Annotated in this window: 11 protein-coding genes; 9 read left to right on the forward strand and 2 right to left on the reverse strand. The window is 71.4% G+C overall.

The features are described from left to right. Positions 1 to 41 precede the first annotated feature (41 nt). The 4 genes from ACLZOT_RS17860 to ACLZOT_RS17875 are packed head-to-tail and all read left to right on the forward strand — an operon-like array spanning position 42 to position 5406. Complete coding sequence (locus ACLZOT_RS17860; RefSeq protein ID WP_416969930.1) at positions 42 to 1295, forward strand: cytochrome P450; 1254 nt, start codon at positions 42 to 44, stop codon at positions 1293 to 1295. A 27-nt stretch (positions 1296 to 1322) separates the two neighbouring features. Continuing rightward, positions 1323 to 2282 (forward strand): TauD/TfdA family dioxygenase, encoded by a 960-nt coding sequence (locus tag ACLZOT_RS17865; RefSeq protein ID WP_416969931.1) that lies wholly within the window; start codon positions 1323 to 1325, stop codon positions 2280 to 2282. Further along, a complete protein-coding gene (locus ACLZOT_RS17870; protein ID WP_416969932.1) occupies positions 2279 to 3481 on the forward strand; it encodes a pyridoxal phosphate-dependent aminotransferase in 1203 nt (400 codons plus the stop codon). Before ACLZOT_RS17865 ends, ACLZOT_RS17870 begins: the two co-directional genes overlap by 4 nt. An 8-nt stretch (positions 3482 to 3489) precedes the next feature. Beyond that, on the forward strand, positions 3490 to 5406 hold the full coding sequence (locus ACLZOT_RS17875; RefSeq protein WP_416969933.1) for an ABC transporter ATP-binding protein: 1917 nt from the start codon (positions 3490 to 3492) through the stop codon (positions 5404 to 5406). A 22-nt stretch (positions 5407 to 5428) separates the two neighbouring features. Here the strand turns inward: ACLZOT_RS17875 and ACLZOT_RS17880 are convergent, their stop codons facing one another. Beyond that, on the reverse strand, positions 5429 to 6112 hold the full coding sequence (locus ACLZOT_RS17880) for a response regulator (RefSeq protein ID WP_416969934.1): 684 nt from the start codon (positions 6110 to 6112) through the stop codon (positions 5429 to 5431). A gap of 136 nt (positions 6113 to 6248) precedes the next feature. On the opposite strand from ACLZOT_RS17880, the gene ACLZOT_RS17885 reads away from it, so the two are divergent. From ACLZOT_RS17885 to ACLZOT_RS17895, 3 genes are all read left to right on the forward strand, one after another. After that, positions 6249 to 7214, forward strand: coding sequence for an ABC transporter ATP-binding protein (locus ACLZOT_RS17885; protein WP_416969935.1), 966 nt, complete (start codon positions 6249 to 6251; stop codon positions 7212 to 7214). After that, entirely contained in the window at positions 7211 to 8011 is an 801-nt protein-coding gene (locus tag ACLZOT_RS17890; protein ID WP_416969936.1) for an ABC transporter permease, read from the forward strand. Before ACLZOT_RS17885 ends, ACLZOT_RS17890 begins: the two co-directional genes overlap by 4 nt. Positions 8012 to 8333: 322 nt before the next feature. Next, on the forward strand, positions 8334 to 9254 hold the full coding sequence (locus ACLZOT_RS17895) for an ArsR/SmtB family transcription factor (protein ID WP_416969937.1): 921 nt from the start codon (positions 8334 to 8336) through the stop codon (positions 9252 to 9254). Between the two features lie 33 nt (positions 9255 to 9287). Here ACLZOT_RS17895 and ACLZOT_RS17900 read toward each other — a convergent pair whose 3' ends face one another. Then, entirely contained in the window at positions 9288 to 9809 is a 522-nt protein-coding gene (locus tag ACLZOT_RS17900; protein ID WP_416970066.1) for a flavin reductase family protein, read from the reverse strand. 212 nt (positions 9810 to 10021) lie between these two features. On the opposite strand from ACLZOT_RS17900, the gene ACLZOT_RS17905 reads away from it, so the two are divergent. Together ACLZOT_RS17905 and ACLZOT_RS17910 are read left to right on the forward strand one after the other, a co-directional pair. Continuing rightward, on the forward strand, positions 10022 to 10246 hold the full coding sequence (locus ACLZOT_RS17905) for an MbtH family protein (RefSeq protein WP_416969938.1): 225 nt from the start codon (positions 10022 to 10024) through the stop codon (positions 10244 to 10246). 84 nt (positions 10247 to 10330) lie between these two features. Further along, positions 10331 to 13516 carry a non-ribosomal peptide synthetase gene (locus ACLZOT_RS17910; RefSeq protein WP_416969939.1) on the forward strand — a complete coding sequence of 1062 codons (3186 nt, stop codon included), beginning with the start codon at positions 10331 to 10333 and terminating at the stop codon, positions 13514 to 13516. Positions 13517 to 13523: the final 7 nt, after the last annotated feature.

Genomic DNA, 13523 nt, shown 5'->3' on the forward strand with positions numbered 1-13523 from the left:
TCGCTGGAAGAGTCGGCGACGCCACCACCCGGGAGAGCCTCATGCCGAACGCCGCAGACCTGCTCCGGACAGCGAAACGCCAGCTGAGACGCGCCAACGTGTGGTCCATGGCCCGCCGGGGCGACCTCGTCGGCCAACTGATGCTGCACGAGCGGCTGGAGGACCCCTACCCGCTGTACGAGCGGATCCGCGCCCAGGGTCCCCTGTACCGCAGCGGCCTCGGACTGCACGCCGTCACCTCCCACGACCTGTGCACCCGGGTGCTGCGCGACCCCGCCTTCGCCCGGCGCAACGAGGAACCCGCGCGCGTGACACCGCCCGGCGAACAGGGCCCGTCCGGAGACACCAACTTCCTCCAGGAGGAGCTGTCCGACCACATGCGGTGGCGGCGCCTGGTCGCCCCCGCCTTCCGGCCCCGCAAGATCGGCGAGTACCGGCGCCGCACCGAGGAGGTCGCCCACCGGCTCCTCGACCAGGCGCTCGCCAAGGGCGAGTTCGACCTCGTCACCGACTTCGCCTCACCGCTGCCCATCACCGTCATCAGCGAACTGCTGGGACTGACCGACGTCGACGTCGAACTCTTCGCCCACTACGGGCTGATCACCGGCAAGGCCATCGACGGCATCCGCTCCAACCGCCAGGCCAGGGAGTTCCGTACCGCCGTACGCGAACTCGACGAACTGTTCGCCGGGCTGGTCCGCAAGCGGCGGGACGAGCCGGGGGACGACCTGGTCAGTGAACTCCTCAAGCCGCAGGGCGACCAGGCCCTGCCCGAGCGGGAGATCGTCGGCACCTGCCAACTCCTGCTCACGGCGGGCTTCGAGACCACCACGAACCTGGTCTCCAACGCGGCGCTGCGGCTCATGGCGGACCCCGTCCAGTGGGAGAAGCTCGTGGCCGACCCCGAACTGGCCCCGGCCGCCGCCGAGGAGTCCCTGCGCTACGACCCGCCGGTGCAGTACTCGATCCGCGTCGCCCGCGAGGAGTTCGAGGCCGCCGGCCGCCGACTGCCCCCGGACACCGTCCTGATGCTGGTCCTGGGCGGCGCCAACCGCGACCCCGACGTCTTCGTCGACCCCCACCGCTTCGACATCACCCGGCCCGACGCGACCTCGCACCTGGCGTTCCTGAGCGGCGCCCACTACTGCGTGGGCGCCCCGCTCGCCCGGATGGAGGCCGACGTGGCGCTGAAGGCGCTGGCCGAACGCGTACCGGGGCTCCGCCCGGCCGGCCGGCCCGTACGCCGGCCCACCGCCGCCCTGCGCGGCCTGCTGCACCTGCCCGCCGCCGCCTGACGAACGCCTGACGAAGGAACCACCACCATGCCGACCGAACTCGCCCCGAACCGGATACCCGTCCGACGGATCCCGCAGAACCTGTCCCTGGAACGGTCGGCCGACTGGCTCTCCGAACACCTCGACGAACTGCGCGACCTGCGCACCGAACACGGCTCGGTGCTGCTGCGGGGCCTGCCCTTCACCACCGCGGCCGAGTTCGCCCTGCTGCGCGACCGGATCATCGAGAAGCCCGCCGACTACGTGGAGAAGGCGACCCCGCGCAGCGCCTACGGACGCGGCGTGTTCACCGCCACCGACGTGCCCGCCCGCCGCCGTATCCGGCTGCACAACGAGAACAGCTACGCGCTCAGCTACCCCGGCCTGCTCGTCTTCGCGTGCCTGACCGCTCCCGTCGTCGGCGGGGAGACCTTCCTCGGCGACGTCCGCGCCATGGCAGAGCTGCTGCCCGAGGACCTGGTGGCCCGCTTCCGCGAACAGGGCTGGAAACTGGTCCGCAACTACTGGGGCCACTTCGGGCTCACCTGGCAGGAAGCCTTCGGCACCGAGGACCGCGCCGAGGTGGAGCGGTACGCCCGCACCCAGCACCTCACCACCGAGTGGCACGGCGACCGGCTCACCACCACCCAGTCCCGCTCCGCCCTGATCCGCCACCCCCGGACCGGGGACACCTCCTGGTTCAACCACGTCGCGTTCTGGAGCGAGTGGAGCCTCGAAGAATCCGTCCGCGAGTTCCTGCGCGGCGAGTGCGGCGAGGACCTGCCCTTCCGCACCTTCTACGGCGACGGGGAACCGGTCGGCCGGCGGGAGATCGAGCAGATCAACGCCGTCTACGAACAGGTCAGGATGGCCGAGCGCTGGCAGCGCGGCGACATCATGCTCGTCGACAACATCCGTGTCGCGCACGGCCGCGAACCCTTCGAGGGGGACCGCGAGGTCCTGGTCGCCATGGGCGATCCGGTGGAGCGCAAGGACTGCGAACTGTGACGACCAGACACCTGTCGCGCAGGACGGCCGGCCTGCCCCCGCTGGGCCTCGCCGCCCTCCTGCCCGCCGCCCGCGCGGGCGGCGCCACCGACCTCGCGCTCGGCATCCCCACCGGCGACCCGCCGCCCGCCGCCGTCGAGGCCGCCGCCGCCGCGCTCGCCTCCGGCGCCAACCAGTACGCCGACCCGGCCGGACTCCTCGACCTGCGGATCGTGGTCGCCGCCCGCCTCACCGCCGAACGCGGGGTGCCCGTGGACCCCGAACGGGAACTCGTCATCAGCGCGGGCGCCACCGAAGGACTGCTGGTCGCCCTCCTCGCGACGACGGACCCCGGCGACGAGGTGCTGATCCCGCAGCCGTTCTTCGAGAACCACCCCGGAGTCGTCGAACTCGCGGGCGCCACACCGAGGTTCGTCCCCCTCACCGGCCCCGACCGGCGGCTCACCGAGGAGGCCCTCACCGCCGCCGTGACACCCCGCACCCGCGCGGTCCTCCTCAACAACCCCCACAACCCCACCGGCCGGGTCTTCGACGAGACGGAGTTCGCCGCGCTCACCGCGCTCTGCGAACGCCACGACCTGATCCTCATCACCGACGAGGTCTACGACCGCTTCACCTACGACGGCCGCCCCCACCGCTCCCCGCTGGGCACCGTCCCCGCCCTGCGCGAACGCTCCGTCGTCGTCGGCAGCTTCTCCAAGACCCGCAGGATGAGCGGCTGGCGCCTCGGCTACTGCGTGGCACCGCCGGAGATCACCGCCGGGCTGCGCAGCGTCCACGAACGCACCACCCTCGGCACCCCGCACCCCCTCCAGCGCGGCGCCGTCGCGCTCGGCGCGCTGGACGACCGCGAAGTCGACGCGGCCCGCGCCGAGTTCCAGGCCCGCCGCGACCTGGTGTGCGCCGGACTGCGCGGGGCCGGGTTCACCGTGCACACCCCCGAGGGCGGCTGGTTCCTCCTCGCGGGCACCGCCGGCCTCGGCCGCCCCTCGTCGAGCCTGGCCCGCGACCTCGTCACCCACGCGAAAGTCCTCGTCGCCCCCGGCGGATCCTTCTTCGCGGACCCCGCCGACGGCGACGACTGGATCAGGATCGCGCTCGTACGCGACCGCGCGCAGCTCGCCGCGGCACTCGACCGGATGGCCGGGTACCTCTCGGGTGCGCCGCTCGCCGTGAACAGATTCGCCGTGAGCAAGTGAGGAGAACCGTGGACGGCAAGCCGGTGCGGCGCAGTACGTCGCTGATAGGCACCGACAACTTCCAGACGCCGACCTGGGCGATCCCCGGGCAGAGCATCGCCGAGCGGGGCGTCGCCGCCACCCTGCGGGCCGTACCGTCGGCGGTCGCGGTCATCGTCGCCCTCGCCTGGCGGGCCTCGCGCCCCCTCACCCTGGTGGTCGCGCTCACCCAGCTGCTGGCCGGCGGGGCGGCGGCGTTCGGCCTGATCGCCACCGCCGACGTGCTGACGGTCCTGCTCGCCGAAGGGCCCACCCCGGACCGGGTGACGGACTCGCTGCCCGCGGTCCTCGCCGTGGTGGGCTCCTACGCGCTGCGCGGACTGATGGAGAGCCTCGCGACGGTCCTCCAGGGGCGGCTGCGGCCCCGGATCATGGCGGCGGCGCAGGACGCCATGGACAGCGCCGTCGTCGCCGTCGAGCTGAAGGCGTTCGACGACCCCAGCTTCCGCGAGATGGTCCGCCAGGGCGTCCTGCGCGGCATGCCCTCCATCGACCAGAGCATCCGCCTGCTCGCGGAGGTGCTGCGCTCCCTGGTGTCGATGCTCGCCGCGCTCCTCGCGACCGCCCTGCTGAGCGTCTGGCTGCTGCCCGTCATGCTCCTCGCCGCGCTGGCGGAGATCTGGACGGCGACCCAGATCGGCAAGCTGGACTTCGTCAGCTTCCTCGACAACGCCGCCCGCCAGCTGCGCATCGGCGTCGTCCAGGACCTCATCGTGAAGCGGGAGGTGGCCGCCGAGGTCCGCGCCTACCGCCTCCAGGAGCCGCTGATGGCCGAACACCGGCGGGTCGCGCGCATCCTGACCGGCGAGGCCGTGGCCCTGGAGACGAAGAAGGGCGCCGTCCAGCTGATCGGCCGCACCATGACCGGCTTCAGCACCGGCCTCGCCTACCTCCTGCTGGGCTACCTGCTGTACGTCGGGATCATGCCGCTGGCGCTCGCCGGGACGGCGGTGGTCGCGATGCGCAACGCGAACCAGGGCCTCGCGGTGACGATGCGGTCCGTCAACCGGATCTACGAGCTGTCCCACTACCTCCAGCTCTACCGCGAACTGCTCGCCGACGCGGCGTCCCGGCGCCGCCCGCCCGCCGTCGCCGAGGCCCCCCACGACCCCGCCCGGATCCACCTGAACGACGTCGAGTTCAGCTACCCCGGCAGCCCCGCACCCGCCCTGCGCGGCATCGAACTGACCATCGGCCGCGGCGAGGTGGTGGCCCTGGTCGGCGAGAACGGCTCCGGGAAGACCACCCTCAGCAAGGTCATCACCGGCCTGTACCGGCCCACCTCGGGCACCGTGCTGTGGGACGGCGTCGACATCTCGGTGGCGACCGAGGAGTCCCTCTTCGGGCAGGTCGGCCTGATCTCCCAGGAGCCGGCCCGCTGGCCGATGACCGCCGGGACGAACGTCCGCATCGGCCGCCTGGAGGACGGCGACGAGTCCGGCGAGCGCTGGCGGGAGGCCGCGGCCTCCTCCGGCATCGACGAGGTCCTGGTCTCCCTGCCCGAGGGCGAGGAGACCGTCCTGTCCAAGGAGTTCGTCGGCGGACGCGACCTGTCCGGCGGACAGTGGCAGCGCGTCGGCGTCGCCCGCGGCGTCTACCGCGACGCCGCCGTCCTCGTCGCCGACGAACCCACCGCCGCCCTCGACGCCAAGGCCGAGGCCGTCGTCTTCGAGGGACTGCGCAGAGCCAGCACCCTGCGCGAGGGCGGCTCCCGTACGACGATCCTGGTCACCCACCGGCTGGTCAACGTCCGCCGGGCCGACCGCATCATCGTGCTGCACCAGGGCCGCATCGAGGAACAGGGCACCCACGCCGAACTCATGGACCTCGGCGGCCGGTACGCCGAGATGTACGCCCTCCAGGCCGAGGCGTACGCGGAGGTGTGAGCACGGTGGAGGCGGCCCGGCGCTACTTGCGCCGGACCACACCCGCCTCGTGCGCGGCGATGGCCGCCTCCACCCGGTTACGCACCCCGAGTTTGCCGAGGATGGCGCTCACATGCGCCTTGACCGTGCCCTCCACGAGATACAGCTCCGCGCCGATCTCGGCGTTGGACAGCCCGGCGCCCAGGAGGGCCAGCACGTCGTGCTCGCGCTCGGTGAGCCGCTCCACGCTGCGGCTCGGCGGCGTCTCGTGCGCCATCCGGCCGGCCCGCAGCCCGCTGATCACCCGGGCGGCCACGTTCGGGGAGAGGTAGGCGCCGCCCGCGGCCACCGCCAGCACGCCGTTGAGCAGTTCGCGGGGGTCGTCAGCCTTCAGCAGGAACCCGCTGGCGCCGTCGTGCAGGGCGCGGGCGATGAACTCGTCCTCCCCGAACGTGGTCAGCATGATCACTGCCGCGCCGGGGCGGTCGGCGTACATCTGCGCGGCGGCGGCGAGGCCGTCGAGGCGGGGCATCTGGATGTCCAGCAGGGCCACGTCGGGGCGGTGTTCGCGGGCCAGTTCGACGGCCGTCTGCCCGTCGGCCGCCTCCGCGACCACCTCCATCCCCGGGTGTCTCGCCAGGATCGCGCGCACTCCCGAACGGATCATCGCTTCGTCGTCGGCGAGGAGGATCCGCACCGGGGGCCTGTCGTGAGGGGTCTCTTGCACGCTTCGAGACTAGTACCGCGCATGCGCCTCAACCCCTGACGAAAGTCAGGGGTGTTGACCCTGGCGAACGATCGATGTGCGCGGCCCCCCTCGCTTCCTACTGTTGAGGCAGTTCGCAAAGCCGAAGGGAAAACCTGTGATCACCCTGCGAAGCCTGACCAAGCGTTATGGCGAGACCGTCGCCGTGGACGGCTTGACGCTGGACATCAAGGAAGGCCAGGTCACCGGCTTCCTGGGCCCCAACGGCGCCGGCAAGTCGACCACCATGCGCATGATCCTCGGCCTGGACCACCCGTCCGAGGGCGAGGCCCTCATCGACGGCAAGCCGTACTCCTCGATGCGCCACCCGATCCGCGAGGTCGGCGCGCTCCTCGACGCCAAGGCGCTGCACCCGGCCCGGTCCGCCCGCAGCCACCTGGTGGCCCAGGCACGCAGCAACGGCATCCCGCTGCGCCGGGTGGACGAGGTGCTGGAGACGGTCGGCCTGACGAAGGTGGCGCGGCGCCGGGCCGGGGCGTTCTCCCTCGGCATGTACCAGCGGCTCGGCGTGGCGGGCGCGCTGCTCGGCGACCCGAAGGTCCTCATCTTCGACGAGCCGGTCAACGGCCTCGACCCCGACGGGGTCCGCTGGGTGCGCGAACTCGTGCGCTCCCTGGCCGCGGAGGGCCGCACGGTCTTCCTGTCCAGCCACCTCATGAGCGAGATGCAGCTGACCGCCGACCAGCTGGTCATCATCGGCCGGGGCAAGCTCCTCGCCGACACCCCGATGGCCGACCTGCTCGCCAACAGCTCGCTCGCGTCGGTCCGGGTGCGCACCCCGGACCCGCAGGACCTGCGGACCCTCGTCGACCACCTCCTCAAACACGGCGACGTGGACGTCCAGTCGCCCGAGGCCGACGAGATCGTCGTCAAGGGCCGCAGCGTCGAGCAGGTCGGCGACCTGGCCCACAGCCTGGGGGTGCGCCTGCACGAACTGCGCGCCGTCTCCGCCTCGCTGGAGCAGGCGTACATGGAACTGACCGCGCAGAGCGTGGAGTACGGGACGGGCAACACCGTGTTCGAGGGCACGGAGCCCCGGCAGATGCAGGGAGCGGGAGCATGAGCGCCGTAACGACCAGGGCGAGCGAAGGCCGCCGTACGGAATCCGGTCACACCGGGGGCGGGTTCGTCGGCGCGTTCGCCTCGGAGTGGACCAAGCTGTGGTCCATCCGCACGCCGTACGTCTGCCTGCTGATCGGCCTGATCGTGACGCTGATCTTCACCTACTACTACGGCGCCATCGCCCGGATCAACGACAAGCCGATCCAGCCGGTCGGCAACGCCTCGGTGTCGTCGGCGATCCTCACCCAGTTCGCCCTGGTGGTGCTGGCGATGACGATGGTGACGAGCGAGTACTCGACGAGCAGCGTGCGCACCTCGCTGCTGTGGGTGCCCGTCAGGCACCGCGTACAGATGGCCAAGGCGCTGCTCGGCGGCCTGGTGGGCTTCGTCACCGGAGTGGTGTTCGCCCTGATCGGCGACGCCCTGGCCTGGTGGTCCTTCCGCGGGTACGCCACCTTCGACCTGTCGAAGGTGCTGTACCAGGCCCTCGCCATGGGCGTCTACTTCGCCCTGATCGCGGTGATGACGGTGGGCGCGTCGTTCGCCCTGCGGACCGCGGCCGGCGCCGTGTCGGTGATCTTCTTCGTGGTCTCCGCGCTGCCCAGCATGCTGGTCGGACTGGGCGGTTCGGTGCTGCTGGCCATCAACGACTACATGCCGCAGACCGCGGGCGGCCACTTCATGCTCGGTGACGGCGACGCCCCCTACCCGGACGCGGTGGCCCTGCTCATCGTCCTGGCGTGGGCCGCGGCCGCCCACGTGGCCGGTGTCTACGTCCTGCGCCGCCGGGACGCCTGACCCGGCATCGCCCCCCAACCCCGGTACCCGGCACGCCTGTTCCCCCGCAGGTGTGACCGGGTACCGGTCCTGTGTGCGCGGTGTTTCGGCAAGGTGACGAACTAGCCGTTGGCCGGAAGACTTCTACGACAATCTGTGTATAGAGTGTTGGCGAGATGCGTAGAGGCAGGTTCGGAGGATGCCTCGGACAACGGGGGAACTGTCGACCACCTCCCCTGTTAGTCGGCAACGTGCATTGTTCGCAGCGGCTTGTTCCCGTGATCGGCATTTCCGTGAAACGGGCTCAAACAGGGGGAGCCACATGCAAAGTGTGCATTTCACGATGGACGACTTAGTACAACTCAAGGTCCTGCCCACCGTCGGACCTGTCGCCGAGGCCGTGTTCGCCGTCGATCTCTTGCGACGCGGCGGAGGCGGAATCGCCTTCTCCCGCTGGCGGGAAGCGGTCAGCCTGCGGATGCGCCGCATGCCGCCGGCCCCGACCGTCCCACGGCAGGCCGGACCACCGGCCGCACGCGAAGGCAACGGCGGCGCCTGGCTGTTCGACCTGCTGACGCAGGAGGCGGCCCAGCGCGAGGCGGCGGAAGGCCCACCGGATCCGGTGGTGCGCAGGATGCTCGACCTGGGCGTCAGCCCCTACTGGGGCAAGGCGCGCGCCTACCTCCAGATGGACCGCGAAGCCCGGTGCCGCATGATGGCGAGCGGCGGTATCGAGACCATGTTCAGCAACCTGCACACCTGGGTCGGCTGGCGGCCACCGGTCCTCACGATCGCCTCAGGACGCGGCGAGGAGATCCATCTCAACGGCAGGGGCCTGAACGTCGTGCCGTCCCTGTTCGTCGACCGGCCGAGGATCTTCACCGGCCGGCGCGACGAACAGCGCACACCCGTCCTGGTCTATCCGACGTTCCTGGACACCGCCGGGGCCAACTCCCTGTGGGACGCGGCCGGAACCGACGCCCGCGCGCTCGCCGCACTCGTCGGCCGCACCAGGGCCCGGGTGCTCGAAGCGCTCGCGGAGACCTGCAACACCAGCGAACTGGGCCGAAGACTCGGCATCTCGCCCGCAGCGGCGAGCCAGCACGCCACGGTCCTGCGCAGCGCGGGACTGGTCACCAGCCGCAGGCGCTACAACACGATGGTGCACTCGCTCACCCCCCTGGGCTCCGCCCTGGTGACCGTGGGCAGCCCCGTGCCGAAGCCCTTGCAGGACCAGGCCCTCACCCTGAGCGCCGCTCAGTGACCGCCGCTCCATGACAGCGGGGTGGCCGCCTCGTCACCGAGGCGGCCACCCCGTGTACCGGCGCAGCCCGTACACCAGCGGCCTCGGCGGCGCGGACGTCAGCGCACGCACCCGCCGTACATCGGCGAACACGACCGTGTGATCGCCCACGGTCTCGCTCCGCCGGACCTCGCAGTCCGCGATCGTGTGGGCCTCGTCGACCAGATGCGGCAGACCACTGGCCGCGCCGGGCCGCCACGTCACCCGGTCGAACCTGTCGGGCGCCCCGGAGCTGAACAGCTCGGACGTCGCACGGGCGTCCTCGTGCAGCAGGTTCACCGCGAAGCCCCCGAACCGCAGGATCGCCTCCAGCGTGGGACTCGCGCTGCGCACACACGCCAGCAGAACCGGCGGCTCCACACAGACGCTGCACAGCGACGAACAGGTCAGGCCGGCCGGCGCACCGTCCGGACCGATACTGGTGAGGACGGCCACCCCGGAGGGAAAGCCCGACATCAGCGCGCGGAATTCGCCGCTCGTCGCCATGGTGTGCTGCGTAGTTCCCACACCGCACATGGTCGCGAGCACCGCTCCCGTTTGTCACCGGCTTTCGACGACCGATGAATAACGGACCCGCCAAGGCCGCCTCCGGACGCCGTCCTTCACCCGCTCCTTAATCACGCCCCCGCATTTCCGTCGGCCGCTGTTTTGTCAGGCCCAGATTCGTAGACTCCGGTCCTGTGCGCCGGAGAAAGCCGTGCGCCGACGAAACCCGAGGAGCCCTGACGATGAGCGTGAACCCCTTCGAGGATCCCGATGGCGTCTACCTCGTCCTGATCAACGACGAGGGCCAGTACTCCCTGTGGCCCGCCTTCGCCGAGGTACCCGCCGGCTGGACCGTCGAACTCACCGAGACCGACCGCCAGTCGGCCCTGGACCACATCAACACCCACTGGACCGACATGCGGCCCAAGAGCCTCATCGCGGCCATGGAAGGCGCACCGAGCCAGTGACCAGCGGTTCGTCAGCGGGAACAGCCGGGGGCGGACGCCGCCCGGGGAACGGGGGTTGAAGTGTCCGGAACACCACATCCGACCATGGCGCCGACGAAGGTGCCGAGATGGGCCGCGCCGGACGCCGACGGCGATACAGTCGGCGAGGCGGTCGTACGGCTCTCACCCGGCCTGCTCCAGGCCCTGCGCCGCCTGGCCGCCGACGCGTCCCTCGCACTGCAGCCGCTGCTCCTGGCACCGCTGACGAAGGTACTCGCGGAGATCACCGCCGAACCCCACGTCGCCGTCGGCCTCCTGACACCGCACACCCGGGGCACACCCCACGCGCTTCAGACGGAGATCCCCGACGGCACCTGGCGCGACCTCGTGACCGCGGTGACGACCGGCCTCGTCCACCGCGGCACCACCGCCGAGCCGTTCGACATCGTCCTCGACCTGTCCCGCACCGGCGACGGCCCCCGCGAACCGGTGACCCTCGCCGCGGACACCACCCTCCACGTGGTCCTGGAGACCGGCGACCACCCCGCCCTCCACCTCCACCACCGCACCCACCTCGTCGACACCGCCTACGCGAACCGGCTCGGCGGCTACTTCAGCACCGCCCTGGACCACCTCGCGGCAGCCCCCGACGCCGACCACACCACCCTGGACCTGCCCTCCGACCAGGAGCGCGAACACCACCTCCACGGACTGGCCGGACCGGTCGAACCCCTGCCCGACACCATGTTCCCCGCGCTCTTCGAAGCCCAGGCCCGCGCCCACCCGGACGCCGTCGCCGTCTCCCGCAACGACGTCAGCTGGGACTACCGCACCCTCGACGCCGCCGCCAACCGCGTCGCCGCCGCCCTCCTGCGGCACGGACTGCGCCCCGAGGACGTCGTCGCCGTCGTCATGGACCGCACCCTCGCCTGGGCGGCCACCGTCCTCGGCGTCCTCAAAGCCGGCGGCACCTACCTCCCCGTACGCCCCGACTTCCCCGCCCAGCGGGTCGCCACCCAGCTCCTGCGCAGCGACTGCCGGCTCGTCGTCGCCGAACAGGCCGCACGCGACCTCGTCCACGCCACGGACCCCGACGGACAGCACGCCAGGACCACGCTCCTCGCGGAGGACCTGCTGCGCGGCGACGACGACCCCGGCAGCCCGCACACCGAGATCACGCCCGGACAGTCCGCGTACGTCTACTTCACCTCCGGCTCCACCGGAGCGCCCAAGGGCGCCCAGTGCGAACACGCCGGAATGATCAACCACCTGTACGCGAAGATCGACTCCGTCGGCCTGCGCGCCGGCGACGTGGTCTCCCAGACCGCCTCCCAGTGCTTCGACATCTCCCTGTGGCAGCTCGTCGCCCCCTGGCTGGTCGGCGCCGCCGTACGGATCGTCGACACCGACACCCAGCTCGACCCCGAGCGGTTCCTCGACGAACTGGCCGGCCACCGGGTCTCCGTCGCCCAGCTCGTCCCCTCCTACTTCGAGATCCTCCTCGGCCTCCTCGAACGCGCCCCCCGCGACATGGGCGTCCTGCGCTCGATCTCCGTCACCGGCGAGGCCCTCAAACTCGACCCCGTGCGCCGCTGGTTCGCCGTGCAGCCCGGCGTCCAGCTCGTCAACGCCTACGGCGCCACCGAGGTCAGCGACGACACCATGCACGAAGTGCTCACCGCGCCACCCGTACGCGACTTCGTCTCCGTCGGCACCTCCCTGCGCAACGTCCGCACCTACGTCCTCGACGCGCGCGGCCGGCTCGCCCCCCTCGGCTCACCCGGAGAGATCGTCTTCGCCGGGGTGTCCGTCGGACGCGGCTACATCAACGACCCGGAACGCACCCGCGAGGCGTTCGTCCCCGACCCCTTCGTCCCGGGCGAGCGCATGTACCGCACCGGCGACTTCGGCCGCTGGCTCCCCGAAGGCACCATCGAGTACCTCGGCAGACGCGACCAGCAGGTCAAGGTACGGGGCTTCCGCATCGAGATCGGCGAGATCGAGAACAAACTCCGCACCGCCCCCGGCGTCCTCGACTGCGCCGTCGTCGTCGACCCCGGCGCGGGCACCGGCGCCGACAAGAGCCTCGCCGCCTTCTACGTCGCCTCAGGACCCGCCGGGGAACAGGAACTGCGCGCCCACCTGGCCGCCGTCCTGCCCGACTACATGGTCCCCGCGCACCTCCACCGCCTCGACGCCATGCCGCTCAACGAGAACGGCAAGACCAACAAACGGATGCTCGGGGAACTCGCCGAGACCCTCGGCCACGCGCTCGGCTCACGCACCGCCCCCGCCACCCCCACCGAACGGTGGCTCGCCACCGAATGGGCCGAGGCCCTCGGCGTCCCCCTGGAACGCATCGGCCGCGACGACCACTTCTTCCACCTCGGCGGCACCTCCCTCACCGCCGTACGGTTCGTCGTCAAACTCGACCGGGCCATCTCCCTCAAGCAGCTCATCGGGACACCCGTCCTGTCCGACCTCGCGGCCCTCCTCGACGCCGACGCGGACTCCCGGCCCGCCGACCACGGCCTCCTCCAGCCCCTGACCGACGACCTCCCCGCAGCAGCGGCCACCCTGGTCTGCTTCCCCTACGCGGGCGGCAACGCCGTCAACTTCCGCGTCTTCGCCGAACGCCTCGCGGAACACGGCATCGCCGTCCTCGGCGTGGAACTGCCCGCGCACGACGTCACCGTCACCCCCGAACAGCCCCAGGACGTCGAGGAGATCGCCCGCCGCGTCCACGACGAACTCCGCCGGCGCACCACCGGACCCCTCATGCTGTGGGGCCACTGCGCCGGCAGCTCCCACGCCCTCGCCACCGCCCGGCTCCTGGAGGAGAGCGGCACCGCCCCCACCGAGGTCTTCCTCGGCGCACTCCTCCTCGACCCGGACACCGACCTGCGCGCCGAGATCGACGAGGTCAGCGGACTCACCCCGCGCCAGATCACCGAACGCCTCATGGTGGACAGCTCCTACGTCGAACTGGACCGGCTCAAGCCGGAACGGGCCACGCTCGTCGGCACGGCCTACCAGCACGACGTCCGCACCACCAACACCCACCTCATGAAACTCCGCGCCGACCCCGCAGCGCACCGGATCGGCACCCCCGTCCACGTGGTCCTCGCCGCGGACGACTCCACCACCAAGGGCGGCACGGAACGCTACCGCGACTGGTCCGCCATCGCCGACGACGTGACCCTGCACGAACTGCCCGACGGCGGCCACTACTTCATCAGCACCAAGGCGGCCGATATCGCGGCACTCGTCGCAGAGGTGCACGCGAACTGAACCGGAA

Source organism: Streptomyces sp. 4F14 (genome assembly GCF_048159485.1).
Classification (GTDB): domain Bacteria; phylum Actinomycetota; class Actinomycetes; order Streptomycetales; family Streptomycetaceae; genus Streptomyces.

What these genes read in the sequence shown, in the direction of transcription:
- ACLZOT_RS17865 (WP_416969931.1), top strand. Translation starts at nt 1,323, where the DNA reads ATGCCGACCGAACTCGCCCCGAACCGGATACCCGTCCGACGGATCCCG.
- ACLZOT_RS17890 (WP_416969936.1), top strand. Translation starts at nt 7,211, where the DNA reads ATGAGCGCCGTAACGACCAGGGCGAGCGAAGGCCGCCGTACGGAATCC.
- ACLZOT_RS17900 (WP_416970066.1), bottom strand. Translation starts at nt 9,809, where the DNA reads ATGTGCGGTGTGGGAACTACGCAGCACACCATGGCGACGAGCGGCGAA.
- ACLZOT_RS17905 (WP_416969938.1), top strand. Translation starts at nt 10,022, where the DNA reads ATGAGCGTGAACCCCTTCGAGGATCCCGATGGCGTCTACCTCGTCCTG.
- ACLZOT_RS17910 (WP_416969939.1), top strand. Translation starts at nt 10,331, where the DNA reads ATGGCGCCGACGAAGGTGCCGAGATGGGCCGCGCCGGACGCCGACGGC.
- ACLZOT_RS17895 (WP_416969937.1), top strand. Translation starts at nt 8,334, where the DNA reads ATGGACGACTTAGTACAACTCAAGGTCCTGCCCACCGTCGGACCTGTC.
- ACLZOT_RS17860 (WP_416969930.1), top strand. Translation starts at nt 42, where the DNA reads ATGCCGAACGCCGCAGACCTGCTCCGGACAGCGAAACGCCAGCTGAGA.